This window comes from Schaalia sp. HMT-172 (assembly GCF_030644365.1).
GTDB lineage: Bacteria > Actinomycetota > Actinomycetes > Actinomycetales > Actinomycetaceae > Pauljensenia.
Map to the genome: position 1 here is coordinate 2,334,429 of NZ_CP130058.1, position 24,102 is coordinate 2,358,530.

23 protein-coding genes are annotated in these 24,102 nt (G+C 68.2%); 7 read left to right on the top strand and 16 right to left on the bottom strand.

Annotation, left to right across the window (positions count from 1 at the left end):
* Positions 1-73: 73 nt before the first annotated feature.
* Positions 74-1,423 (top strand): IS256 family transposase, encoded by a 1,350-nt coding sequence (locus tag QU663_RS09755; protein WP_304990554.1) that lies wholly within the window; start codon positions 74-76, stop codon positions 1,421-1,423.
* Here QU663_RS09755 and QU663_RS09760 read toward each other — a convergent pair.
* From QU663_RS09760 to QU663_RS09790, 9 genes are all read right to left on the bottom strand, one after another.
* Complete coding sequence (locus tag QU663_RS09760; protein ID WP_304990575.1) at positions 1,407-1,787, bottom strand: DDE-type integrase/transposase/recombinase; 381 nt, start codon at positions 1,785-1,787, stop codon at positions 1,407-1,409. The genes QU663_RS09755 and QU663_RS09760 overlap by 17 nt on opposite strands.
* Positions 1,753-1,992 (bottom strand): transposase, encoded by a 240-nt coding sequence (locus tag QU663_RS10630; RefSeq protein ID WP_370465164.1) that lies wholly within the window; start codon positions 1,990-1,992, stop codon positions 1,753-1,755. Before QU663_RS10630 ends, QU663_RS09760 begins: the two co-directional genes overlap by 35 nt.
* A gap of 152 nt (positions 1,993-2,144) precedes the next feature.
* On the bottom strand, positions 2,145-2,534 hold the full coding sequence (locus QU663_RS10635; RefSeq protein WP_370465117.1) for a transposase: 390 nt from the start codon (positions 2,532-2,534) through the stop codon (positions 2,145-2,147).
* A 707-nt stretch (positions 2,535-3,241) separates the two neighbouring features.
* On the bottom strand, positions 3,242-3,847 hold the full coding sequence (locus QU663_RS09765; RefSeq protein WP_198010227.1) for a LytR C-terminal domain-containing protein: 606 nt from the start codon (positions 3,845-3,847) through the stop codon (positions 3,242-3,244).
* Positions 3,848-4,066: 219 nt separating this feature from the next.
* On the bottom strand, positions 4,067-5,290 hold the full coding sequence (locus QU663_RS09770) for a hypothetical protein (RefSeq protein WP_021612246.1): 1,224 nt from the start codon (positions 5,288-5,290) through the stop codon (positions 4,067-4,069).
* 117 nt (positions 5,291-5,407) lie between these two features.
* Positions 5,408-6,271 carry an anaerobic ribonucleoside-triphosphate reductase activating protein gene (locus QU663_RS09775; protein ID WP_084437433.1) on the bottom strand — a complete coding sequence of 288 codons (864 nt, stop codon included), beginning with the start codon at positions 6,269-6,271 and terminating at the stop codon, positions 5,408-5,410.
* Positions 6,222-8,087: a ribonucleoside triphosphate reductase gene (locus QU663_RS09780; RefSeq protein ID WP_021612244.1), complete on the bottom strand. Its 1,866-nt coding sequence runs from the start codon at positions 8,085-8,087 to the stop codon at positions 6,222-6,224. The genes QU663_RS09775 and QU663_RS09780 overlap by 50 nt, the downstream gene beginning before the upstream one ends.
* A gap of 707 nt (positions 8,088-8,794) precedes the next feature.
* Positions 8,795-9,307, bottom strand: a complete 513-nt coding sequence (locus QU663_RS09785) for a DoxX family membrane protein (RefSeq protein ID WP_021612241.1) — start codon at positions 9,305-9,307, stop codon at positions 8,795-8,797.
* A 193-nt stretch (positions 9,308-9,500) separates the two neighbouring features.
* A complete protein-coding gene (locus QU663_RS09790) occupies positions 9,501-10,592 on the bottom strand; it encodes a phosphatase PAP2 family protein (protein ID WP_021612240.1) in 1,092 nt (363 codons plus the stop codon).
* A 289-nt stretch (positions 10,593-10,881) separates the two neighbouring features.
* Between QU663_RS09790 and QU663_RS09795 the strand changes: the two genes are divergently transcribed.
* The 3 genes from QU663_RS09795 (at position 10,882) to QU663_RS09805 (ending at position 14,598) form a co-directional block, all read left to right on the top strand.
* Positions 10,882-11,340, top strand: a complete 459-nt coding sequence (locus tag QU663_RS09795; protein ID WP_009056464.1) for a YbjN domain-containing protein — start codon at positions 10,882-10,884, stop codon at positions 11,338-11,340.
* On the top strand, positions 11,337-11,825 hold the full coding sequence (locus QU663_RS09800) for a YbjN domain-containing protein (RefSeq protein ID WP_021612238.1): 489 nt from the start codon (positions 11,337-11,339) through the stop codon (positions 11,823-11,825). Before QU663_RS09795 ends, QU663_RS09800 begins: the two co-directional genes overlap by 4 nt.
* A 190-nt stretch (positions 11,826-12,015) precedes the next feature.
* Complete coding sequence (locus tag QU663_RS09805; protein ID WP_304990707.1) at positions 12,016-14,598, top strand: DEAD/DEAH box helicase; 2,583 nt, start codon at positions 12,016-12,018, stop codon at positions 14,596-14,598.
* Between the two features lie 1,606 nt (positions 14,599-16,204).
* On the opposite strand, the gene QU663_RS09810 is transcribed toward QU663_RS09805, so the two are convergent.
* Genes QU663_RS09810 through QU663_RS09820 form a run of 3 tightly spaced genes read right to left on the bottom strand, consistent with a single transcriptional unit; the run spans position 16,205 to position 17,201 of the window.
* Positions 16,205-16,594, bottom strand: a complete 390-nt coding sequence (locus QU663_RS09810; protein ID WP_021611505.1) for an Rv3654c family TadE-like protein — start codon at positions 16,592-16,594, stop codon at positions 16,205-16,207.
* Positions 16,591-16,929, bottom strand: coding sequence for a TadE/TadG family type IV pilus assembly protein (locus tag QU663_RS09815; RefSeq protein ID WP_009058359.1), 339 nt, complete (start codon positions 16,927-16,929; stop codon positions 16,591-16,593). The genes QU663_RS09810 and QU663_RS09815 overlap by 4 nt, the downstream gene beginning before the upstream one ends.
* Positions 16,926-17,201, bottom strand: a complete 276-nt coding sequence (locus tag QU663_RS09820; protein WP_021611506.1) for a DUF4244 domain-containing protein — start codon at positions 17,199-17,201, stop codon at positions 16,926-16,928. The genes QU663_RS09815 and QU663_RS09820 overlap by 4 nt, the downstream gene beginning before the upstream one ends.
* 331 nt (positions 17,202-17,532) lie before the next feature.
* Here QU663_RS09820 and QU663_RS09825 point away from each other — a divergent pair, with 331 nt between their 5' ends.
* The gene (locus tag QU663_RS09825) at positions 17,533-17,904 is read left to right on the top strand and encodes a YbaB/EbfC family nucleoid-associated protein (RefSeq protein ID WP_009058367.1); all 372 of its coding nucleotides are present in this window, start codon (positions 17,533-17,535) and stop codon (positions 17,902-17,904) included.
* Between the two features lie 16 nt (positions 17,905-17,920).
* Here the strand turns inward: QU663_RS09825 and QU663_RS09830 are convergent, their stop codons facing one another.
* From QU663_RS09830 to QU663_RS09840, 3 genes are read right to left on the bottom strand one after another with little or no spacing between them, the layout of a single operon-like run.
* Positions 17,921-19,216 (bottom strand): type II secretion system F family protein, encoded by a 1,296-nt coding sequence (locus QU663_RS09830; RefSeq protein ID WP_021611507.1) that lies wholly within the window; start codon positions 19,214-19,216, stop codon positions 17,921-17,923.
* Positions 19,213-20,325, bottom strand: coding sequence for a TadA family conjugal transfer-associated ATPase (locus QU663_RS09835; RefSeq protein WP_296494754.1), 1,113 nt, complete (start codon positions 20,323-20,325; stop codon positions 19,213-19,215). The genes QU663_RS09830 and QU663_RS09835 overlap by 4 nt, the downstream gene beginning before the upstream one ends.
* Positions 20,318-21,397, bottom strand: a complete 1,080-nt coding sequence (locus QU663_RS09840; protein ID WP_296494753.1) for a hypothetical protein — start codon at positions 21,395-21,397, stop codon at positions 20,318-20,320. The genes QU663_RS09835 and QU663_RS09840 overlap by 8 nt, the downstream gene beginning before the upstream one ends.
* Before the next feature lie 142 nt (positions 21,398-21,539).
* Here QU663_RS09840 and QU663_RS09845 point away from each other — a divergent pair, with 142 nt between their 5' ends.
* Positions 21,540-22,310 carry an HAD family phosphatase gene (locus tag QU663_RS09845; protein WP_021611995.1) on the top strand — a complete coding sequence of 257 codons (771 nt, stop codon included), beginning with the start codon at positions 21,540-21,542 and terminating at the stop codon, positions 22,308-22,310.
* Positions 22,311-22,314: 4 nt separating this feature from the next.
* Here the strand turns inward: QU663_RS09845 and QU663_RS09850 are convergent, their stop codons facing one another.
* Positions 22,315-23,151, bottom strand: coding sequence for a hypothetical protein (locus tag QU663_RS09850; RefSeq protein ID WP_021611996.1), 837 nt, complete (start codon positions 23,149-23,151; stop codon positions 22,315-22,317).
* Between the two features lie 17 nt (positions 23,152-23,168).
* Here QU663_RS09850 and QU663_RS09855 point away from each other — a divergent pair, with 17 nt between their 5' ends.
* Entirely contained in the window at positions 23,169-24,098 is a 930-nt protein-coding gene (locus tag QU663_RS09855; protein ID WP_021611997.1) for a hypothetical protein, read from the top strand.
* Positions 24,099-24,102: the final 4 nt, after the last annotated feature.

The following is a 24,102-nucleotide window of genomic DNA, read 5'->3' on the forward strand; positions in this document are numbered from 1 at the left end:
CGTTATCGTAGGAGTCACCGGTGGGCGTGTTTAATTGTCTGTGTATCCGTCTTTTGTTTGAAAGGATTGATGCATGATGAATGATGATGATGTTGTTGTGGCTCGCGCTAGTGGGCGTGAGACGGTGGAGGAGCTTCGTCGCTCGGGGGCGTTGGATGCGTTGTTTGAGCGTCTTGATGCTGGCGAGGTCGAGATGACGGGTAGCGAGGGCTTGTTGCCGGCGTTGCTTAAGGAGGCGTTGGAGCGCGGGTTGGCCGCGGAGCTGACCGAGCACTTGGGGTATGAGAAGGGCCAGGCCAGTGGGCAGGCGCGCTCGAACACGAGGAACGGCACGACGAAGAAGACCGTGATGTCGGAGGTGGGAGCCTTCGAGATCGAGGTTCCCCGGGACCGGGCGGGCTCGTTCACCCCGCGCCTGGTGCGTAAAGGACAGCGGCGCCTTGATGGTTTGGATTCGATGATTATCAGCTTGTATGCCGGGGGGATGACGGTACGCGATATCCGCCATCACCTGGCCTCCACCCTGGGCGTGGAGGTGGGCGCTGGGACGATTTCTACGATCACTGACGCGGTGTGCGAGGCCGTCTTGGAGTGGCAGCACCGCCCCTTAGAAGCGTTCTACCCGGTGATCTACCTGGATGCGATCCGCATCAAAGTCCGATGCGATCACAGGGTGGAGAACCGGGCCGCTCACCTGGCGGTCGGAGTGGACATGGAGGGGGTCAAGCACGTGCTGGGCATCTGGGTCCAAGCCGATGAAGGCGCCTCCTTTTGGGCCCACGTGTGCGCCGAGCTGGCCAACCGAGGCCTACGCGATGTCCTGATCGTGTGCTGCGACGGACTTACTGGCCTGCCTGAAGCCATCGAAGCGACCTGGCCCCAGTCCATGGTCCAAACCTGCGTCGTTCACTTAATCCGCGCCTCCATGCGTTTCGTGTCCTACAAGGACCGCAAGAGCGTCGCCGCGGCTCTCAAGGCCGTGTACAGCGCGCCCAACGAGGAAACCGCCCGAGGGGCGCTGGAGGACTTCGCGGCCAGCGACCTGGGAGCGCGCTACCCCCAAACGGTTGCCACCTGGCAGCGCGCCTGGCAGCGCTTCACGCCGTTCTTGGCGTTCCCGCCCATGCTGCGCCGCGTCGTGTACACCACCAACGCTATCGAGTCCTTGAACTACCAGCTACGCAAAATCACCAAGAACCGCGGGCATTTCCCCAGCGAAGAAGCCGCCGTCAAACTCTTGTGGCTCGCCATCTGCAACATCGAAGACAAAAGAGCCGCCCAGCGCCTCACAGACGCTGGCAAACCCCCCAACAAACGAACAGGACACACCCGCCTCATCGAAGGACACACCACCACCAACTGGAAACAAGCCCTCGCCCAACTCACCACCGCCTACCCCGACCGAATCACCCCCTACCTCTAACCCCCATACACAGAAAAATTGACAGGCTCTCACCGGTCGAACCCACCGACGCCACTGCCTGGCAACGGGCGAGAGCTTGCCCGTAGCGCACGTCGCGGTATTGGACGCCTCGGTCGGAGTGGTGCACGAGCCCACGAGTGTCTATTTCATCGCGGCGACGTTGGTAGATCGCCATGTTCAACGCGTCCAGGGCCACGTCGGTATGCAGCGAGGAGGCGACTTTCCAGCCCAAGGTTTTACGCGAGCACACGTCGGTGACGAAGGAGACGTAGACCCAGCCAGCCTGGGCTGGCACGTAGGTGATGTCCGAGACCCACAACTCGTTGAGATCATGGGCCCCTAAATGCCGATTGACCAGGTCCAAGGGGCATGCATGGCGCGGTGCTGAGGCTGACATGGCGGGTCCGACGCCGACTCACGCCACGAATGCCCATACGCCGCATCAGTCTCTCGACCGTGCACCGCGCCACATATCCCACGCCCAACTCGTGAGTGTTGAGGAAGGCATGCATTTTACACACCCCGAACACACAGCAGTTCTCCTTCCACACCTGCCTCATCACACGCATCAGCGCCTCGTCGCGCACGCTGCGCGCCGACAAGGCACGAGTCCGGGCAGCGTAATAGGCGCTGGGAGCAACCCGCACCCCTAACTGGGTTAAAGCAGCGCAGATCGGCCGGGCTCCCCACCGATGCCGGTTGGCCTCAATGAAATCGTAGACTAGCGTCCGAGGCGACCTGGCTCCGCCCCGAAAAAAGCCGACGCCGCCTTCAAAATTTCGTTGGCCCGCCGTAGCTCACGGTTCTCAGCTTCCAGCGCCCGGATATGGGCCTCTTGATCACTGATCTCGCCACGCTCATTGCGCCCGCCCTGCTCCACGGCGCGCACCCACGTAGGCAGCGCCTCAGGATTGATCCCCAACTGGCCGCTAATGCGCTTAATAGCACCCCTACACCGCCCGGGATCAGCACGAGCCTCCAACGCCATACGCGTCGCACGCTCACGCAACTCCATCGAATACTGACGCTGACCAGACATCCCAAACCTCCAATCCGGCCTAAGACACTCTCCACAATACCCGGGACAGCTCAACGGCGTCCGGCCTCGCATGGAGCTCGCACGCGAACCCGCTATTGCGTGCGCCAACCGGCTATATCGCACGTAAACCCGCTATTCCGTGTCTGGGCAGGGCTGCCCACGCTCGCACTAGCGGGTCAGCGTGCGAATTAGCGGGCCCACGTGCGCGCGGGTGCACTAGGGTAAGCCGCCCGGCGGTCAGGCGGCGGCGAAGCGGGCCCACGTGCGCGTTGCGAGCGCACATCCTCGGAGCAGTTTCGCATGCAATTCGATTGAGTGAACTTTCAACAGCATCCACAAACGTTGCAATTCCAACGATGCGAATGTGTAACTCGACACAGGGGCGGGGGAATTGCATGCGACATTCGCGGAAAGCACACCCAACGGGAGTCACGCAATGCCACCGGCAGCGCAGTCAGTGGCGCAGCCGATGACACAGCCGGTGGCGTATCAGAAGCTTGGCATGGTGGACACCGTCGGCGCTGGCGAACTGCCCCCTGACACCGAGTGTCCACATGACACCGAGTGTCCGCACCCGGCCAAGCATTCGCCCAGACGTTAACCCGCACATCAGGTACGTGAGGGTATTCACACCCCTCGATGACACAACCACCTCCAACGCCGACTTTCCCGCACCAACAAGCCAAAAAAGCGCAACAAAACCAACACGTTGCGTCCTTTAACCCTAGGAAGGCCGCCCCGAGGGGCGGCCTTCCTAGGGTGACGGCACGTCGGTCGGCTCACGACCCCGACATGGGGCGGCACTTGGCGGGCTGTTCGATCGGGTCGGTGGACTTCAGGACGCGTTGGACGTCCTCCGCACTCATCGTGTCGTCGTAGAAAGTGCCCAGCTCGACCTTCACGTCGGAACCCGTCGCGTCGGTGAGACGCACGTGGGCGCCGGGGAAGAAGCGGGCGACCGAGTAGGCGTTATCGACGCCGGCCGGACCGGCGGTGATGCGCACCTTGCCCGTGTACTCGACGTCCGCGGTCTCGGGCTCCTGCGTCTGGAAGCCTGCGGTCGTGAGCATGTCCGTGGCCTTCGAGGCCAGGCCCTGGTGCTGGGTGGTGTTGATGACCGCGACCGACACCGTCGAGGGGGTCACGGGCTTCGAGTTCGCTGTCGGGCAGGGAATGTCGCCGGTTTCGGCGTACTTGACCTTCACGGAGAAGTCGTTCCCGAAGGGAACCGGCACGATCCCGGTAAACACGAGGGCGGCGATCACCGCGACCACTAGCAGCGCGCCGCCAACCAAGGCGAACGTCAAGTTCTGACGCTGCTGGCGCTCGCGCAGGAAACGCTGACGCGGGGTGAGGGCAGGGCGGGGCGCGTTCGGAGTACTCACAGTGTCCAGCCTATCGAATGGGAGGGGCCCGCGGCCAGACAACGCCCCGTCAGGAGCGTTACATCTGCGCCACGACCGACCCGCGACACAGTGAGGCCATCGTTCGTGCGGGCCCTCGGCGGCCCGACGCGCCCACTCAGGCCCGCCCAAGCCTCGTCTGCACAGACGACACGGGCGGGCTCCAAGGATTCCCCTCGGAGCCCGCCCGCACGTCTCAGCCTACTGGTTCCACGCGAAGTCGGTGGGGCTGATCTCGCCGTTCGTACCGGTCATCCAACCCGCGCGGGACAGGGCGAAAGACTTGCCCGACTTCGTGTTCCAGCAGGTCACGCCGTCCTCGGTGGAGCGGCACGCGTAGTCGCCGTTCGTGGCGGCGGTCGTGTACTCCAGCTTGGGGCCACCCGAAGGCATCGACGCCGCACACGACTGGGTCGCCTCCGTCTTCGTGGCCGTCAGCGTGCCGACCTTGCTGCCGGAGCAGGAGGCGTAACCCTCCTCCTCCCAGTCCGAGTCGGCGATGCCGCAGGTAACGCCATCGGCACTGAAGGAACACTTGATGTTGCCCGACGGCGCCATGAAACTATCCATCTTCGTGGCGCCTGCGGGGGCCGGGAACTTCACGGGCTCATCCGTCGTGGCGCTCGGCGACGGCTTGGACGTCGCACTCGACGAGGAGGTGGCCGGATCCGACCCGCCCGCTGGCCCCTCGTACCCGCGCGTAAACACGAAGATCACGAAGCCAAGAAGGACCAACGCGACCACTGCGAGGATGCCCAGGACGATACCCATGATCGGGACGGGGCGACGTTCGCGCGTGACGGGCACGACCTGCTGCTGGGCCGTGGACTGCACCTGGTAGGAGGCGCCGGCACTGGGGTACGCCTGCGGCGTGGACTGGGCGCTGGCGGGCGTGCCCGACGCGCTGGGGTAGGCCTGCGGCGTGCTCGGGTACACGGCGGTCGCCTCGGGATCCTGAGCGGCATTTCCGCCCATGATCGAGTGGCGCTGCACCTGGGCGACCACCTGCTCGCGCGCACCCACCTTCGGGACCGGCGCGTTCGAGCCGACGACCGCGGAGTAGGGGGTCGTGCGCTCAACCTGCGAGTAGGAGTTCACGCCACCCTGGCCGAGCACATACATGCCGGACTCGGAGGTGCGAATCGAGGAACCGGCGACCGCGCCGGACACGTCACCGTGCATGACGAGGTAGCCGTTGGAGTCAATGTAGCCGTCGTAGTCGTCGCGGGCCTCGAGGGCCGCGTTGACCTGCGGGTCATTGAACTGGTGCAGCCAGTCGAGCAGCCCTCGATAGGCGTGCGGGTGCGCGGCGACAACCGGGCGCAGCTCGGGGTAGCGATACGCCAGTTGGCGCAGCGCTTCGGCGTCGGTCGACGGATCCTGTGCTGCCGCCGCAGGATCGTCGAAATGCAGCTCTTCTGCCATCGGTGCTCCAGACTTCATCGGTCACGCGGTTGTTACACAATACCGCGCTCACACGTCACAGGTGAAACCTTGCGCTATTTTCTTCCCACTATTCGGCGCTGTCACTTGACAAAGCCCCTAGGAGCCCCCACGAAACACGAAACTGTCAAAATTGAGGCTCTCAATGTCCGCCGCGAGCGCGCGCACCTGATCGTCCCATCCGGCGCGCGAGGCATCAAAACCTTCCGGGGTACCGAATTCTCGCGCCTGTTGGAGCGCGAAGGACCGCACCCCCATCTCGCGCGCCCGCGCCGCCACCTCGAAGCCGTCGCCAGGCCCATCCGGATAGACGGTCAGTCGCGCCTCGTGGTCCACCTCGAGATGAGACAGGACGATGCCCAGCGACTCCCACGCCCGCTCGCCGGAGCCCGCGCGCCCGGCCACCGCCTCGTAGTTGCCCCGGGTCGCCTTCACGTCGATGCCCACCCAATCGACGAGGCCCGCTCCCAGCAGCTCCGCCAGGCGGCGCGGGTAGGGGCCGGCGGTGTGCAGGCCGACGCCGAAGCCGAGCTCGCGCACTCGAGCCATCCCCGCCCCGAGCGCGACCTGACGGGTCGCCTCGCCGCCAGAGAACACGACCCCGTCCAGGAGGCCGCGCCTGCGCGCCAGCAGGTCCTCGAGCGCGCTCCACGCGACCACGCCCGGGATGCGCGGGTCGATGATCGCGCTGTTATGGCAGTACGGGCACGCCCACGGGCAGCCCTGCAGGAACAGGGATGCCGCGAACTTGCCGGGCCAGTCCACGCTCGACATGGGGACGAGGCCCGCGATCTGCAGGTCGTCCGGCGTCCACTCGCGGTCGGCCCGCCCCCGGGCGAGGCCGGGGACACCCAGGCTCAGCGTGCCCTCCCGGGTCGCCCCGGCCTCGTACTGCGGGGGACGAGCGCTCACGTCAGCGGCCCCCCGCGGGAGGGAAGGCGCTGACGAGCTCACCGTGCGCATCCGCGGCGCTCTCGGAGAACATCTGACGCTCGTGGTACTCGCCCTTCTTGCCGATGTTGAAGGACTGGACCGGGCGGAAGTAGCCCATGACGCGCGTCCACACCTCGCAGGCCTGCGGCTCCGCGTGAGGGTGGGCGGCCGCGCACTTCTCGCACGTGAAGTGCTCGCCAGCCAGGTAGCCGTGGACCGGGCAGATCGAGAAGGTCGGCGTGATCGTAATGTAGGGGACCTTGAAGGCCGTGAGCGAGCGGCGCACCATCTCTTTGCAGGCCTCGCCCGACGAGACGCGCTCGCCCATGTACAGGTGCAGGACCGTGCCGCCCGTGTACTTGCCCTGCAGGACCTCCTGATCCTCGAGGGCCTGGAACGGATCATCCGTGTAGCCCACGGGCAGCTGCGAGGAGTTCGTGTAGTAGGGCTCGTCGGGCGTGCCCGCCTGGATGATGTCGGCGAAGCGCTTGCGGTCCTCCTTCGCGAAGCGGTACGTCGTGCCCTCCGCGGGGGTCGCCTCCAGGTTGTACATGTGGCCGGTGGCCTCCTGGAGCTGGACCATGCGCTCGCGCACGCGATCCAGGATGCGCACGCACATGTCGAAGCCGCGCGGGTCCGTCAGGTCGTAGGCGTCGTCACTGAAGTTGCGCACCATCTCGTTCATACCGTTGACGCCGATCGTCGAGAAATGGTTATCGAGCGTACCCAGGTAGCGCTGCGAGTAGGGGAAGAGGCCGTGGTCCATGTGGTACTGGATGGTCTCGCGCTTGATTTCGAGGGACTTCGAGGCCAGGTCGATGAGCTCGTCCATGCGCGCGACGAGGCCCTCCTCATCCCCCTTGTACAGGTAGCCGAGGCGCGCCATGTTGAGCGTGACCACGCCGATCGAGCCGGTGAGCTCCGCCGAGCCGAAGAGGCCGTTGCCGCGCTTGAGGAGCTCGCGCAGGTCCAGTTGGAGGCGGCAGCACATCGAGCGGATCATGTGCGGGTCCAGGTCGGAGTTGATGAAGTTCTGGAAGTAGGGCAGGCCGTACTTCGCGGTCATATCGAAGAGCGCGTCGACATTCTCGCCCTCCCAATCGAAGTCGGGCGTGATGTTGTAGGTCGGGATCGGGAACGTGAAGACTCGCCCGTCCGCGTCGCCGCCCATCATGACCTCGATGAACGCGCGGTTGATGAGGTCCATTTCCCGCTGGAGCTCGCCGTAGGTGAAGTCGACGACCTCGTCGCCGATGAGGGGGTGCTCGTCGGCCAGGTCGTCCGGGCACGTCCAGTCGAAGGTGAGGTTCGTGAAGGGGCACTGGCTTCCCCAGCGCGAGGGCACGTTCAGGTTGTAGATAAGCTCCTGCATGCACTGAACGATATTCTCGTACTCCATGTCGTCCAGGCGCACGAAGGGCGCCATGTAGGTGTCGAAGGAGGAGAACGCCTGGGCGCCCGCCCACTCGTTTTGGAGGGTGCCGAGGAAGTTGACGATCTGGCCGCACGCCGAGGAGAAGTGGCGCGGCGGGGCCGAGGCGATCGCGCCGCCCACACCGTTGAAGCCCTCCTGGATGAGGCGCTTGAGGGACCAGCCCGCGCAGTATCCGGCGAACATGTCGAGGTCATGGATGTGGTAGTCGCCCTCGCGGTGCGGGGCGCCGATCTCGGGCGTGTAGACGTGTTCGAGCCAGTAGTTGGCGACGATCTTGCCCGCCGAGTTCAGGATCAGGCCGCCGAGCGAATACCCCTGGTTCGCGTTGGCATTGACTCGCCAGTCGGAGCGGTCGAGGTACTCCTGCACGGTAGCGATGGCGTCGACGTCGTAGCGGGGTGCGCTAGTCATGTTCCTGGTCCTGTCTTTTCTGCGTTTCCGCATGTTTGCTCTGGGCGCTTGTTGTTCATCTCGGTGCCGCGGACCCTGCACTCCTGTGGGCGCCGGTGCTGTTCGGACGCATGATCGACACGTCGTGAACATTCCACCCTCGTGAGGCGAGGCCGTGGCACTGTGGGTGGTGGTGGTGTCCTCCGCCCGGTGCGAGCCTCCACTAGATGTAGGGCATGGCCACCATGAAACACTAGATCTAGTATTTCCGACGAACAGTCACCACAATATCTAGTGTCATTCGAGTGACATATGCTCATCTCGCGAGTCGCCCTGTTTCCCTCGCCACGCGCGCACTTTTTCAGAAACTTTCGGGGACCAACGTCCCATTGCGCAGCCACACCCCAACCTCACCCCGACCACACCCCGAAAATTTCGCATGCAATTCAATTACTTTAACCTTCAACATCCCCTACAAACGTTGCAATTCCAACGATCGCAATTCAACATTTGAAATAGACCCAGGGGAATTGCATGCGAGATTGTTGGGAAACCACGGCACAACGACCGTCGATGCCACACCGTAGCCGCTACACTGTCGACGCCGCTACACTGTCGACACCGCAGCCGAACCGGTCCGAGTCCGGGGGGCTTGCCGGGTAGTAGCCACCACGAAGCGCGGAGGCCGCGACCGGAGAACCCGGCCACGGCCTCGTCGATCGTGCGGATCAGATAAGGAAAGGCAGCTTCTTCACCAGCCCAAGGCCCTTCCACCACGAACCCAGGCCGAGCGTATCGCCCGCGCTCGTCAGCGGAATCAAGATCAGCACGAGCGCGTACACCAGATGCTCGTTCACCACCGGATTGAGCGACCCCCACACCCACGGAGCCACGGCCGCGTACATGAAACCCAGCATGACGACGCCCGCGACCGCCGCGAGGCGCGTGCCGATACCGAGGACGAGGGCCACCCCGATACCGAGCAGGCCCACCATGAACAGCCAATCCATCGCGGGCACGGCGAGAGACTCGAAGAAGGAGGCCAGCGGCTTACCGGTCGTCGCGCCCGTCAGGTAGCTCTGCGCGGGCGTGCCGCCGTTGATCCACGCGCGAGAGGGGCCGGTCGAGTAGTGCAGGCCGAACGTCTTATCCAGGAACGACCAGAGGAACACGAAACCCACCGCGAGACGCAGCAGACCCAGGACAACACGCGCGGGCTTGGACGTGACGGGGGAGGCCATGGCACTGCTTTCGTCAGGGGAAGGCTGTCCCTCCCATTATCCCCTTATCCCAGCCGCAACCACAATGTCGCACGTAATTTCCGTCGAGTCAGTTTTCGACCGTCCCACAAACGTTGCAATACCAACGATGCAATTTCACAATTGAAAATAGTCGCGGGGGAATTACGTGCGACATTGCTGGGAAACCCCGCCCCTACTCACCCGCGAGGCGGTCGACCTCGTGGATGATGAGGCCGCAGATGCCGCTCACCCACGCGATGGCGGCGACACCCAGCACGCGCGAACGCCACGGCCGAATCAGGAGGAAATGCTCAAAGCCATAGCCGGACCCGGGGGACGCGGCGGACATGCTGAAGCCCCACATGGCGGCCAGCGTGGCGAGGACCGCGACGCCGAGAAGGCCCAGGCACACCCACACCATCGCGCGCTGGATCGACGCCCCATGCCTCGGCCGTCGCTCGATCGGCGACAGGGCGAGGGCCCACGCGCCCGCGATGAGCGCGGCAGTGATGACGTCGGAGGGCCGGTGCCATCCCTCCATCATGACGGACACACCCATGAGCGAGGTCCACGCCCACCCGATCCAGGCCGCCGGGCTGCGGAACCACTGGGGTGCGACCACGATGAGCGCCAACGACAGCGTCACCGCGACGGTCGTGTGGCCGGAGGGCAGGGAGTTCCCGGCGCCGGTCGTCACCCCCAGGTTGGGCCGGGTCAGAATGTAGTCCTTGAGGATCTGGGTCGCGATGTTGGCGCCGACGACGGCGCCGAGGGCGCGCCCGGCCAGCGTAGGCCGACGCCTCGCGGCCGCGACGAGGGCGACGATGACGCCGACGACTCCCATGACGGGGACGGACACGATACCGGTGATGAGCGTCGAAAAGCCCTCGAACTGGCTGGCCGATCGCATCATGCCTTCCATGAGGATCGTGTCGATCACCTGACCGTAGGGGGTGGTCAGCGCGACATGACTGATGAGCCCCGTCGCCAGCAGGCAGATCGCCACGCCGGCCAGGCGGCGGGCGAGCTTGAGCCGATACCACCCGTCGGAGCTCAGGCGACGAGGCGTGGGAGCGTCAGCGGCCTCGGCCTCGCGAGGCGCAGGGTCGGCTGTGCGCGCACGGGCGGGGCGACCCTTGACTGGAGCGCCGTCCTGCCCAGCATCACGCTCGTCGGAGTCTGCGCGCGCGCCTGAGCGAGCGCGGGGGCGAGCGGGACGCGAGCTCTTCGTGTAGGACTCGTCGACGCTCGGGTCGGAGGGCAGGGCGGAATTGGGGTCGTCCATGTGTTCCTCCGTTCGTGTCGATGCGTCTACTGCATACCCACTGTAGTGGAGTGTGGCGCGCCTTCGCGGATTGGGCGTGCATGCTGACGGGTTGGAGACGCGGATCTACAACTGGAAAGGCCGCTTCGGGGGCGCACAGGCCCCGATGCGAGCCTCGCCACCCACTCGGGGAGCGCTCGGAAGGCGCTCAGGGTGAGCTCAGGGTGGGCTCAGGGTGGGCGAGCGCGTGACGGAGGCCTCGATTAGAGTGGGGGTGTCCGATTGTGTACGTTTAACGCGGGAGTTGTCAGTGGCCTCTTCTTCACCTGTCAGCACCGACCGTATTCGTGATTTGCTGCGCTCCCGGGACGTGCGTTTCGGCGACTACAACGAGGGCGAACTGGCCTACCTGACGCCCAACGCCGCTTTTTTCTGGAACGCGACGAATCCTCAGATCCTGCAGCTGCGCGCCCAATGGCGAGGGATCGCGCGCACGCCGGAGCAGTTCGGTGAGCTCGCGCGCGAGGTCGCAGCCTGCAACGCGACCCGCACGGGCCCCAAGGCTTACCTGGCCCCGCTGGAGGACGGCGCGCAGTACGGACTGATCGCCGAATGCAACATCGTCGTACTGTCCGGCCTCACCCAGGCGCAGCTCGACCATTTCTTCGAAACGTCGATGGCAATGATCATGGGATTCTTCGCGGACCTTGAGGTGACGCTGCCCGGGTTCGTGGATTGGGATGGACAGAGCCAGGAGGCGGCGCAGTGAACGTTCCTTTTGTGGTGCCCGAGGACGATACGACGCCCTACCCCGCGAACTTCGAGCGCGTTACGGCCGCCATTCGCGCGATGGGCTACGCCCTCGACGTGATCGAGCCGGGACGCGCGGGCGGGGCGATCTTCGACCGCATACCCTTCCTGGTGTCCTTCGATACGGCGGGGCGCTTCCTGTCGATTCGGGCCCTGTGGGAGCCGGATGTTCCGGCCGCCAGCGCGGAGCACGCGATGTTCGCGACCGCCGACAACTGGAATCGCGAGAAGTACTTCCCGACGGTGTACACGGCGACCACCCCGGAAGGCACGCTCGGCGTCTACGCGGACTTCGTGGTCGACACGGAGGCGGGCCTGTCCAACGACCAGCTGCGCGACGCTATTTCGTCGGGCATTTCGACGGGTATCGCCGCGATGGAGTACGTGAAGGAGTCGGCGTCCGAGGCGCTGGGGTGGGTGAACCCGGACGCGGATGAGCGCTGAGTGCTCTGCCTCTCCCGACCCGGACGAGGCCGGGGCGGGCACACGCGGGCACGCGCGCTTCGCCCCTCGCACGGGGTCGTCCGCGTTGCCTCGGGATGAGGCACCCGATCACGCGCCGTCGGGCGACGTGAGCGCGCCCACGTCGCCTTCTTCTCCTTCCCCCACCGACCTGCTGGACGTCTTAGAGCGCCTGAGTTCCGGGGACGACCGCCTGGTCGGCCACGTGACGCTCCCGGGGCGCCCGGAAAGAATCGCGGATTGGCCGCAGTGGGTCTGCCCTGCGCTCATGGACGCGTGGGCGCGCCGGGGCGTGGAGCGCCCGTGGTTCCACCAGCGCGAGGCCATGGACGCCCTGCGCGAGGGCCGCGACGTCGTGCTCGCGACAGGGACCGGCTCGGGCAAGTCGCTGGCCGCGTGGACTCCGATCCTCTCCGACCTGGTCGAGGCCGAGGATTCGTCGCGCATTTCCGCGATCCACCGCCGCCCGTCTGCCCTGTACCTGGCCCCCACGAAGGCCCTGGCCGCGGATCAGCTGGCCTCGCTCATGTCGCTGCTGGGCCAGGACGTAACCCCCGAGGACGCACAGGGGGACGGGGACCCGGAAGGCGGCCCCGGCCTCGTCGATGAGCGGCTGCGCCGCGTGCGCGCGACGACCGTGGACGGGGACACGCCCCGCGAGGCCAAGGAGTGGGCGCGTGCGGGCGCCGACCTGATCCTGTCGAACCCGGATTTCCTGCACTACGTGATGCTTCCGTCGCACCAGCGCTGGTCGCGTTTCCTGGCGTCGCTGCGCCTCATCGTCATCGACGAGGCCCACCACTGGCGCGGCGTCACCGGCTCGCACATCGCGCTGGTCGTGCGCCGGCTGCTGCGCGTCGCCCACCACCTGGGCGCGGATCCGCGCGTCGTCATGCTCAGCGCGACGGTGCGCGACGCGGCATCCGTGGGGCGCGCGCTCACGGGGCGCGACGCGGTCGCCATCACCGAGGACGGCTCGCCGGCCGGCGCCCACGAGCTGGTCCTGTGGCAGGGCGCCATCATGGCCGACGAGTCCGAGGTCGACATTTCCTCGTTCCTGGCCGCTCTCGACGCGCCGCCGGGCACCGCCACCCTCAAGGTCCCGATCGTGCGGCGCAGCGCCGGTGTCGAGGCCGCGAACCTGGCCGCCGCCTTCGTCGAGGAGGGGGCGCGCCTCCTCGCCTTCGTGCGCTCGCGCGCGGGGGCCGAGGCCGTGGCCGCCCAGGTGCGCGACCGCCTGTCGTCGCGGGGTTCCGCGAATGCGGGCCGGGTGGGCGCATATCGCGGCGGATACCTGCCCGAGGAGCGGCGCGCCCTCGAGGAGGCGCTGCGCACCGGCGCGGTGCGGGCGCTCGCCACGACGTCGGCTCTCGAGATGGGCCTGGACATCTCGGGGCTGGACGCGACGATCACGGTTGGCTGGCCGGGCACGCGCGCGTCCCTGCGCCAGCAGATCGGCCGAGCCGGGCGCGCGGGCGCGCCCGGAACCTCCGTGCTCATCGCCTCCGACAACCCCCTCGACGCGTACCTCGTGCGCCACCCGGAACACATCCTCGGCGAGGTCGAAGCCAGCGTCATCGACCCCTCCAACCCGTGGGTGCTGGCACCGCACATCGCCGCCGCGGCAGCAGAAATACCGATCACGCCGTCCGACATCACCTACTTTGGCGCGGAACTGAGCGGCGTTGCCCTGCGGCTCGTCGCCGACGGGTACCTCAAACGCAGGCCCGCCGGATACTTCTGGGACGCCACCCGGCCCGAACGCCCCTCCGACCTCACCGACCTGCGCGGCGCCGCCGGCGATGTCCAGATCGTCGACGCGGCCACCGGCACCGTCGTCGGCACCATCGACCAGGCCTCCGCCGACGCCCACGTCTTCCCCGGCGCCATCTACATCCACCAGGGGCGCACCTTCCACGTCCTCGCCCTCAGCCCCCTCACCACGCCCACCGCACCCGCCGCCCAAGGGTGGCCGCGCACCCTCCTCCCCGATGCCGGGGGCGGCTCCCAGGGAGCGGACCACCTTGGGGGCGGGCGGCGGGAGGGGGCCCAGGCCTCGTCGATCGTCATTCCACCAGCACGGGCGGGCGACGCGCGCGTCGCCCTGGTCGAGGAGGTGCGCACTCCCCTGCGCACGCGCTCGGCGACCCACACGAGCGTCGAGGTGTGCGCCATCGAGCAGACCTACATGTGCGAGGATGGCACGGTCACGTGGTATCACGGGCCGACGAACGTGTCGACGCGGGTCACCGACTACGACCTGCTGCGCCTGCCCGGACTCGAGTTCATCCGCAACATCGAGCTGTTCCTGCCCACGCACACGCTGCCCACGAAGTCCACGTGGTTCACCCTCACCCCCGCGGCGCTGGCCGCGATGGGGATCAACGCCGCGGACCTAGCGGGCACCCTGCACGCGACCGAGCACGCGATGATCGGGATCCTGCCCCTCGTCGCGACCTGCGACCGCTGGGACCTGGGCGGCCTGTCCACCGAGCTGCACGACGACACGGGCGCTCCCACCGTCTTCATTCACGACGCGTTCCGGGGCGGCGCCGGGCACGTGCTCGCCGGCTTCAACAGCGCGCGGTCGTGGGTGGCCGCCACGCTCGAGGCCGTCTCCTCCTGCGACTGCGAGTCCGGGTGCCCGCGCTGCGTGCAGTCGCCCAAGTGCGGCAATGGGAACGAACCCCTGTCCAAGCAGGGGGCCATCACGCTGCTCGCCTACCTGCTGGACCGCGCGCCCGGGAACGGATGACTCGACCGACTGACGGAACGACTCGAAGCTGTCTACTGGACCGCGCGCCCGGGAACGGATGGGGTCGGCATCACAGCACGCAGGCCAGGCGGCACCGCAAGGAGAAAGAGCCCGGGCCAGATGGGGGTTTTGCACCATTAGGAGCCTTGCTTCGGCGTGTCGCCGGCGTGTCGCACCTCTAATGGTGCAATTCCCCCCGTTTGCTGGCTGTGAGGTCGCGGTTCGGGGTGACGTGGCGCCCACAGTGCATACCACCTCGATGAAAAATGGCTGACATGGGCTTGATGGGCCAGACGACATGTGATGCGGGCAACTCCAACACGGATTTTACCCCTGCGACCCCTCCGCGCCGGTGGGGTCTTCGCTGCTGATGTTGTTCGGTGCGTTGCCCTGATGCCCAGCTATGGCTATCAACCCGTAGTTTCGCACGTAATTCCCCTGCGATTAGTTCAAATGTTGAATCCACATCGCTGGAATTGCAACGTTTTCAGGTGATCTCGAAAAATGACCGAGGGGAAATTACGTGCGAAATTTGTCTGGAGGTTGTCGGGTCGCCGCCCGCGGGTGCCGTGGCTAGGCCCGTGTCTCGAAGCGCGCCCGTGGCCTCCGGCCCTCCGCCCTCTGCGCCTGGGTGTATGTCGGGCTGACGATGGGGGTTTTGCACCATTAGAAGCCTCCCCTCGGCGTGTCGCCGGCGTGTCGCGCCTCTATTGGTGCAATTCCCCCCCGTTTGGTGGCGCCCTCGACGTAGGCCGAGCTCGACCGTGCACCTCTCACAGCGCAATTCCCCCCATTTGGTGGCGGTCCGCGCGTGGCTTTGGTTGGTGTGGCGCCCAAAGTGCAGACCACCTCGGCGAAAAACGCTGACAATCGGGTGTTGTGGGCGAGGTGGTCTGCGATGTGGGCACAACGGCGCCTGGCCTCGCATGCTGCTCGCGCGCGAACCCCCGAACATGCACAGTAACCCGTCAATGCGCAGCTAAACCCTATTGGTGGCATGGTGGGCAGGGCGCCCAGGCCACCACCCATCGGGTTAACGTGCACATGAAGGGACCCAGGCCGCCACCGGCCGTGCCCAAGCCGCCACCTCACGGGTGAGCATGCGAGTGAAAGGGGCTCACGCGCGCACGATGCGTTCACACAAACACAAGAGGGCCCCACAGCTCGCAGGCGTCCCGACGCTCTCTCTATTCCCAGGGAGACGACAGAGGCGCGACCCCGAAGGATCGCGCCTCTCGTTACGGACGGTGGCCGCGCCATCGGCGCTGACAAGTCGACCATCCAGCAACACGTTTTGTCCAACCTCCACGTTGGCTCCCAACCAACTAAAACACCGACTTTCCCGCACCAGAAAGCCAAAAGGTCACCACAAAACCAACACGTTTTGTCCTATAACCCCCACCTCGCCGACCACCCCCACATACTCGAAGGGGCCGGCCCTGAGGCCGACCCCTTCGAGTATCCCATCAACACAGTGCAAGTCTCCCGATGCGCTCCCTTTCCCGGATCGCCCCGGTGGGCGATTCCTTTAGCTTGATGACTCTTACTGTAGGAGCACTTCCTGAGGGCACCATTGAACGAAGCTGATAGTTTCCTGGGAGTTTTTTCAGGTGACGCTTCCAGCCCGCGCTCGCGCGCGAAGCGTCGCCCTCACTCCCATGATGACAACAGCCTCGCTCAGGACCACCCGACAGTCGCTGCCCCGCACCTCGCAGGTCTCGATGTCGGTGCCGTTGGCCTGCGCGACTGAGGCGGCGGCCGAGCAAGGCCGATCCCCGACGTCCTCCCAGCGTGCGGTCACGGAGCGCTCGGCCCCGGCGAGCGCCGCCAGGTCCGCCACGGCCTGAAGGCGCACCGAGGCGGTGCGGGCGGCGCCGATGCCCGCCAGGAGCACCGACAGGGTCAGGGCCAGGGCGATGAGGCCGAGGCAGTTGATCGTCCCCGACCCCTCCTCGCTCCCGCCGTTCCCCCGTCGCGCGTGCCGCTCCCCTCTCACGACAGGTCCTCCTCGTCGATTGTTGTGACCGTGCAGTGCGCCTGCCCGCCGACCCATCCGGCGGCACCCCCATAGGGGGCGGTGCCACTGACGGTCACGAGGCCGTCCCCGCGCGTGACCGTGTAGGACCCCGACGGGAACGAGGCCGTGGCAACGCCCCAAGGATCGGCCTCGCCAATGGAGGCGGCCCTGGCTCCTTCACGCACGGCCTGACACAGGGACGATCCGGTCATCCCGGCCTGGCCGGCGGCCACGAGGACGCCGATGACCAGGGTGACGGCGACGAAGCACACGGCGTGTTCGACGGTGACGTATCCTCTCTCGTCGCGTGTCATCGCGTGTTGAGCGCCTCCTGGATGAGGGATTCGAGGGCCGCTCTCACAGCGTCGGACTTGAGGATCACGATGAGCAGGCCGGCGAATCCTGCGGCGGCGATGGTGCCGATCGCGTATTCGACTGTGGTCGCGCCCTCCTCCGGGTCCCTCTGTGCGCAGGGGTCGCTTCGATCCGGGTCGGCGCGAAGGTGTTGGGAGGCGTCGCGGATCGTCCCCATGGCGGCGAGTTGCGCCCTGGTCACGGCGCAGTCGAGTCGGTCGATAATCTTCATTGATCTGTCCTTTCGTCGTGCGCGCGCTCGCGCGCAGGGCCAGTGTGCGCGTGAGATTCCCTCGCATTCCACCTGGATTAAAGCCCCTGTGGATAGAGGCAACGCGACGCGAGTGCCTGTGGATACAGAAAGGGGACGCGCAGACAACACGCGCCCGACTCTCCACGAGGAGGTCGGGTGGGAGCGAGCAGGGGACGCGCAGACAACACGCGCCCGGCTGGGTGACGCGCGCCGGGCCGGTCTCATTCACGCTCCCGCGCAGACAAGGCCGCGCGCGGGCGGCTACAGTATCACCGTTAGTTGCCGGAATCCTGCGGACAGAGAGCCAGCCATGAACCCCGAAGAAACCTATTCTGCGATCGAAAACCTCCTCAACGAGTGGCAGAGCCAGGCTGAACAGAAGGCAATCGACAGCCAGAAGCTGGTCGATGACATCGCGCAGGTGGAGGTCGTCGCCGAGTCCCAGGACCGCTGCGTGCGCGTCGTCGTCGATTCCAACGGTGCGCTCACCGACCTCACCCTGTCCGAGGACATGTACGACTACGAGCCCGGTGAGCTCGCGGGCACGATCCTGGATCTGTTCACGCAGGCGAGAAGCGACGTGGCCGATCAGGTCCGTGACCTGACGAGTGCAGCCTGGGGTGCCGACAGCCCCGACGTCGAGGCCACGATGCGCTCTTACCGCAGCCCGAACCGCGGCTGATCGACAGGCGACGACCCTATCCCCCGATTCCACCCATGAGGTGAGCGAGGAGGGGCGCGATCCCGAGGGCCAGGAAGGCCGGTAGGAGGAAGACCCCGAGCGGGCCGACCAGCCGGACGCTGAGTTCCTCGGCCTTGGTTCTCGCCTCGACGAGGCGCGTGCGCCGCTCCCAGGCGGCGCTTCGGGCGAGCATCCCCTCGGGATCTGTCCCGCATGTCCACGAGGCCTCGAGCGCCTCGCCCAGGGGCCTCGCCCAGGTCGGCGCGTCCTCCCACGCCTCCTCCCACGAGGCCCCCACGCGCAGGGCGCGGGCCGTCCAGGCGAGTTCCTCGTGCGAGCACGCCTCGGCGAGGGCCGCCAGCGCGCGCGGAATGGAAGCGCCGCACGCGAGCGCGGAGGCGACGAGGTCGCATGCGAGGGCACCGTCGGCGGACACCGCACCGCTCCCCGTGGGCGGCCCGGATGCCTCGGAGCGTCGGCAGCGCTCCAGGATTCTGCGACACGAGGCGATGCCCGCACCCCACGCGGCCACGCCGACCGCGGCACAGACGCTGCCCGGCCCGCCTCCCGTGTAGAAAGCCCAGGGTGACGCCCCGAGCGCCAGGGCAGCCCCCACCCCGACGAGCGGGAGCGCCGCGAGGACGCGCGCGGACATGAGCGGTCCGGCGGAGGCGACGCGACGTGCTTCTTCCACGGCTTGGGCGTCGTCGATCGCGTCCCCGATGGCGTCGAGGACGTCGGCCAGGGGCGCGCCGAGGCCGCTGCTGAATCGGCAGGCCACGATGATGGAGGCTGCGCCGACACGCGCGGCCGCTTCCCCCGGCGAATTCCCGCCCGCCAGCATCGCGCGCCACCGCGTCGGCCGCGTCGCCCACTCGTCGAGGATGGGCGGGTAGGCGGCGTCGACGCCGCCCGAGTCTGTAGCTCCGATCCTGTCCATCGCGTGCGCCCAGGCAGCCGACGTGGGGGCTCCCGCACGGAGCCTGGTGGTCACCTCGGCGACGAGGAGGGCGAGCTCGCGCACCCGCGGCGGCCCCTGGGCGCGCCCCCGGTGGCGACCCGACCCCTCCCACCACCGCATCGGGCTCGACGGTCCGGGAGGAGCGACTCCTCCACGGGGAGGCGTGCGGCCCGAGCCCGCCCAGGCTCGCACGATGCGGCGCTCTCGCCTCCCGCGCACGACGGACGCGACGCACCCGACCAGCAGGCACGTCCCGCAGGCCGCGAGCGCGAGGCCGACGGCGAGCCACGCCAGGCGTTGGATTCCCGCTCCGGCAGCCACGTCAACGCCCCCGAGGAAACCCGCCGTCATAGCCCGGCCCTCCCGGCGAGTGTTGCCCAGGCCTGGTGCTCGGTGACGCTCCCATCCGCGCCGACGCTGAGCGCTGGCTCGCACGACAGGGAGCCGCGTTCGCGCGTGATGACGCCGACCTCGGCCACCCATCGGTGCCCGGATGTGTCTCGGCGCATGTGGAGGACGGCGTCAAGGGCGCTGGCGGCTTGCGCGGCGAGCGCTGTCTCGCTCATGCCCGCGAGCGCGCCGAGGGCCGCGAGCCGCGCGGGGACGTCGCGCGCGCTGTTGGCGTGAAGGGTCGCCCATCCGCCGTCGTGCCCGGTGTTGAGGGCGGTGAGGACGTCGCGTACTTCGGGCCCGCGGCATTCCCCGAGGATGAGTCGGTCGGGGCGCATGCGCATGGCCGCTCGCACGAGGTCGGTCAGGGTGACGGCGCCTCGTCCTTCGACGTTGGGGGCGCGCTCGATGAGGTGGACGCAGTGGGGGTGGGCGGGGGCTATTTCGGGAACTTCTTCGATGCAGACGATGCGTTCGCTGTCGGATACGAGGGCGAGGGCGGCGCTCAGGAGCGTCGTCTTGCCGGAGCCGGTCGCCCCGGAGACGAGGACGTTGGCACGGGCGGCGATGAGGGCCCGCACGAGGGCGCCCACGGGTGGGGGCAGCGTGCCGCGCTCCTCGAGGTCGGCGACCCCGAGGCGCCGGGTCCCGAGCACGCGCAGGGAGAGGAGGGTCCCGGACCCTGAGATGGGCGCGAGGACCGCGTGTACTCGCACTCCGCCGGGGAGTGTCCCGTCGGCGATGGGGCTCGCGTCGTCGAGTCGGACCCCGCACGCGCTCGCCATGCGGATGGCGCACCTGCGGGCCTCCGCCTCGCAGCTGATGCCGACGTCCGTGCGCACGAGGCCGGAGCCGCGCTCGACCCACGCGCGCCCGCCGTTGATGAGGATGTCGGTGACTCCGGGGGCGTCGACGAGTGCCGCTAGGGCCGGCGTCATGCCGCGTTGGCGGGCCCGCAGTTCCTCGAGGGAGGCGGCGGCCTCGGCGGCGCCGCACCCGGGGCGCGCGGCGCGCGAGACGGCTCGGGCGGGAGGGTCTCCCCTCGCGAAGAAGTGCAGCGCGCTAGGCATGGTCTCTCCCTCCGGACAGTGCTCCCGGGCGCTCGGGCGATGCGAGGAGGGCGAGCGAACCCGGGCGGTCGGGCGACGCGAATGGGTCGTCGCCGTCCGCGGGCTCGATGGTGGCGAGGGCCCGGCGCAGCGCGCGCAGGTCGCGGCCGGCGCGCGTGGGGGCGCGTAGGATGGGGGCGGGTGCGCACGCGCTCAGGCCGGGGCTTCGGGCCGAGCTGTGCGAGGCGACGAGGGTGAGCGCGGGGACCGGTGGCGGGGCGGCGCTCAGGGAGGCGGCCATCGCGGCGGCCCCCTCCAGGTCGGCGTGGGTGAGGAGGACGAGGGCGTCGGCGCGGATGACCTGGGCGAGGCGTGCGGAGCGTTCGTCCCACCGGCCGGCGTCGACGATGAGGGGAGCCCCGAGGCTCCGGCACGCCGCGACCACGCGCGGGTCGTCCGCTCTGGCTGCTCCTCGTCCGTCCCCGACGAGGGCGCTCACGCCGTCAATCCGGGGCAGGTGGTCGCGCAGGGCGGGCAGGTAGGAGTCCTCCGAGGCGTCCAGGTCCGCCCACCGCACTCCCGGCAGACAGTGATCGCGCGCGCGTGCGAAGCCGGGCACCGACCCGGAGGCGTCCACGACCACCGGTTCGCGCGATCGGCCATCCTGCCGCGTCGTTCTCGGGATGGAGCGAGGCCGAGGGATCATTCGCGCGAGGAGAGCGCGCCACCGCCGCTCACGCGCGGAACGCGCGAGGAGGCGCACGACGCGCGTCGTTCCCAGCCCTCCGGCGATCCCGGCCACCACCCACACGGCGTCGTCCCGCCGCTGGCGCCAGGAGGCCTCGGCGATGAGGGAGACGACGAGCGCGCTGTCCCCGGGCAGGCTCACCTGTCCCCCGCCGCCCACGCGCACGCAGGGCACGAGCGCGGGAACGGGAGCTCCAGGCGCGGCGAGGACGAGGGAGGCGCGCGAGGGGTCCTCGCACAGGCGCGCTCCCGCCACGGTGACGGTCTCGCGCGCGTAGTCGGCGTCGGGCGAGGTCAGGCCCACGAGGGCGACGAGGCCCGGGCCGGGTGCGGCGTGAGGGTTCATTCCTCCACGGTGCGCGCTGGCGGCACGCGCGTCTACCCGCACGCGCGCCCCTGTGGACAACGCAGATGCGAAATGACACCCTGTGCACAGAAGGGTCCGACGGCGGACCCCTGTGGATAATCTCGACGCTGGAGTGAACGCGATGGCACGTGCGGCCTTTTTTGACTTGGATAAGACGATCCTCGACACCTCGTCAAACGTGGCGCTGTCGGGGCCCTTCATCGAGGCCGGCCTGATGACTCGGCGCACCGCGATCGCCTCCGTGCTGGTCCAGCTGCCCTACCTGCTGGCGGGCGCGGACGAGTCGCGCATGGAGCAGATGGCCGAGGCGATGGGGCGCATGGGGCGAGGCTGGAACGCGGCGTTCCTGGAGGCGACGGTCGAGGACGCGCTGGAGCGCACGATCGCGCCGGTGTGTTACGCGCAGGCTCTCCGGCGCATCGCCTACCACAAGAGCATCGGCGACGTCGTGGTGATCGCGTCGGCGTCGGTGGAGGAGGTGGTGCGTCCGATCGCGACGATGCTGGGCGCGGACGAGGTCTTGGCCTCCAAGGCGGCCGTGGACGACGACGGGTGTTTCACGGGGGAGGTCATCCACTTCAACCAGGCGCAGGGCAAAGCGGACGCCTGCGCACAGTTGGCTCGCATGCGCGGCTGGGATCTGTCGCAGTGTTCGGCGTACTCGGACTCGGTGTCGGACGCCCCGCTCCTGCGCCTGGTCGGTCACCCCTACGCGGTCAATCCGGACCGGGCGCTGCGCGAGATGGCTGAGCGCGAGGGCTGGCCGACGCTGACCTTCTCGTCGACCGTTCGCGTGCTGCCCCGCCGGGTGCCCACGCCCGCGAAGGTCGCCGTTCCCTTCGTGGTCGGCGTCGCGGTGGGCGCGGCGGCGTGCGCGCTGGCGCGCCGCTGACCGGCTAGGAGAGCCTGCCCGCCTGCACGTGGCGGGCCACGTCCCGCCCGACCTGTGCGCCGTAGACGACGCCCCGGCAGTAGTGGGTGATCCACCGGGCCAGGCCGGCCTCGTCGGCACTCACCCACCCCGCGAGGGAACGCCCCGCACGCGCCGGATCGAGCGCATCGTAGGCGCCCGGCACGCACACGCCGGTCGGGTCAACGCCGCGCGTGACGAGGACCCAGCGGGCCAGGCCCGCGCCCACGGCCGACGAGGCCGGGGAAAAGACGCGCCGGAAACGGAAGTGGGCGGTCAGGGCGGCGGCGACAGCCAGGGCGGGCGCGTCGCAGCGCGCATACTCGAGGGCCGGGGCCAGCAGGGTGGGGTCCGTCGGGGTGGCCACCTGGCCGGGCACGGTGAGGCCGGCGGCGAGCAGGCCGGAGCAGGCGTCCCTGTGCAGCCCGGCGATGAGGGCAGGCAGGGGCGTGGGCGCGACGCGCACACCCCCCTGGGAGCGCGTGTTGAGGGCGGGGAATCCCGAGGCCAGCCTCCATTGGGAGCGCCAGATCCCCAGCGCCAGGGCCGCTCCGGGGTCCGAGGCCGTCCCTCCCTCGTCCGCCATCGACAGGGCGCGCACGTCGTCGACGGTGGTGCGCGCGCCCTCGACGATGGCCAGGGCAGCCGCCTCGCGCACGGCGGCCTCCGCGCGGGCCTCCTCCCATCCGCGACGCAGCCCCTCACAGAAACGCAGCTCGGCCAGGGCGGCGTGAGCCTCGTCCATGGTGGAGGCGACGTCGGGGCGCGCACAGGCGGCGCGCAGCACGGCGGGGGCGGGGTCGACGAGGGCTTCGATACTCACGCCTCTACACTAGGGGCATGACGCTTTTGCAGCATCGAAACTTCTCCGCGCGCCTGCGCTCCGGCCTGTTCGCGTTCATTTTTGCGCCCATCGCGCTGGTGTTCCTGGGATCGTCGATGGTCGACGTGCAGGCGCTCGCCGCCGTCGGGCAGCCGCTGGCCTCGGTCGAAGGCCTCATCGGCATGGCGCTCGCGTCGCTGCTGCTGGCCCTGATCGCCCTGAACTGCGAGGAATCCAGCGCGGGCATGGTCGTGACCTTCGTGTGGTCGCTCGCGGTGGGAGTTACCCAGTTCATGGGCATTGCACGCATCCCCTTCCTGATGAAGTCCTCAGTGGAGCCGCGCGATATGGCCGCGGGCGTCGTGTGGGGGCTCTACCCCCTGTGCATGTCGCTGATGCTGGGCGCGTGTGCGCTGACGATCAAGTCGGTGCGGATGCGCGCCGGTCAGGACACGCGTATGCCGCTCGCCCGGGTGCACCGCCACGCCTTCGGTACGACGGTCGCGGTCCCGGCGGCCATCGCGGTGGGTGTGTTGATGGTGGGGGCCGCCCCCTCGGACACGACGAACGTGGCGGCGATGGGCCTGGAAGGGGTGTTGGAGGGGCACTTGATGGGGCACGGCCTGGCCTTGGGGGCCGCGCTCGCGCTGGCGCTGCTGGTGGTGGGCGCCCGCTGGTCGATCACCGGCACGCAGCTGGCGACGTGGCTCATCCTGGTCCTGCCCGCCTTCGTCGCGGTGCCGGTGTGGGCGTCGCTGACGGGGAACGTGATCGTGCCGGGTTCGTCCCTGTTGACGAAGGTCTCGCTCGCCTGTCCGACCCTGGCGGCGCTGGGCATGGCGACGGGATGCGCGTCGATGGGCGTCCTGTGGGCGCGCGTGCGGGCGCTCAAGACGCTGGAGGCCAACGAGGAGGCGACTCACAATGAGGGGCCTGCCGAGGACTAATGAG

Excerpts from the sequence above, each read along its gene's own strand:
- QU663_RS09755 (WP_304990554.1), top strand. The coding sequence starts at position 74 with ATGATGAATGATGATGATGTTGTTGTGGCTCGCGCTAGTGGGCGTGAG.
- QU663_RS10630 (WP_370465164.1), bottom strand. The coding sequence starts at position 1,992 with ATGCGTGTGATGAGGCAGGTGTGGAAGGAGAACTGCTGTGTGTTCGGG.
- QU663_RS10635 (WP_370465117.1), bottom strand. The coding sequence starts at position 2,534 with ATGCGAGGCCGGACGCCGTTGAGCTGTCCCGGGTATTGTGGAGAGTGT.
- QU663_RS09770 (WP_021612246.1), bottom strand. The coding sequence starts at position 5,290 with ATGGCAGAAGAGCTGCATTTCGACGATCCTGCGGCGGCAGCACAGGAT.
- QU663_RS09775 (WP_084437433.1), bottom strand. The coding sequence starts at position 6,271 with ATGCGCACGGTGAGCTCGTCAGCGCCTTCCCTCCCGCGGGGGGCCGCT.
- QU663_RS09780 (WP_021612244.1), bottom strand. The coding sequence starts at position 8,087 with ATGACTAGCGCACCCCGCTACGACGTCGACGCCATCGCTACCGTGCAG.
- QU663_RS09785 (WP_021612241.1), bottom strand. The coding sequence starts at position 9,307 with ATGGCCTCCCCCGTCACGTCCAAGCCCGCGCGTGTTGTCCTGGGTCTG.
- QU663_RS09790 (WP_021612240.1), bottom strand. The coding sequence starts at position 10,592 with ATGGACGACCCCAATTCCGCCCTGCCCTCCGACCCGAGCGTCGACGAG.
- QU663_RS09815 (WP_009058359.1), bottom strand. The coding sequence starts at position 16,929 with ATGACACGCGACGAGAGAGGATACGTCACCGTCGAACACGCCGTGTGC.
- QU663_RS09820 (WP_021611506.1), bottom strand. The coding sequence starts at position 17,201 with ATGAAGATTATCGACCGACTCGACTGCGCCGTGACCAGGGCGCAACTC.
- QU663_RS09825 (WP_009058367.1), top strand. The coding sequence starts at position 17,533 with ATGAACCCCGAAGAAACCTATTCTGCGATCGAAAACCTCCTCAACGAG.
- QU663_RS09830 (WP_021611507.1), bottom strand. The coding sequence starts at position 19,216 with ATGACGGCGGGTTTCCTCGGGGGCGTTGACGTGGCTGCCGGAGCGGGA.
- QU663_RS09835 (WP_296494754.1), bottom strand. The coding sequence starts at position 20,325 with ATGCCTAGCGCGCTGCACTTCTTCGCGAGGGGAGACCCTCCCGCCCGA.
- QU663_RS09840 (WP_296494753.1), bottom strand. The coding sequence starts at position 21,397 with ATGAACCCTCACGCCGCACCCGGCCCGGGCCTCGTCGCCCTCGTGGGC.
- QU663_RS09845 (WP_021611995.1), top strand. The coding sequence starts at position 21,540 with ATGGCACGTGCGGCCTTTTTTGACTTGGATAAGACGATCCTCGACACC.
- QU663_RS09855 (WP_021611997.1), top strand. The coding sequence starts at position 23,169 with ATGACGCTTTTGCAGCATCGAAACTTCTCCGCGCGCCTGCGCTCCGGC.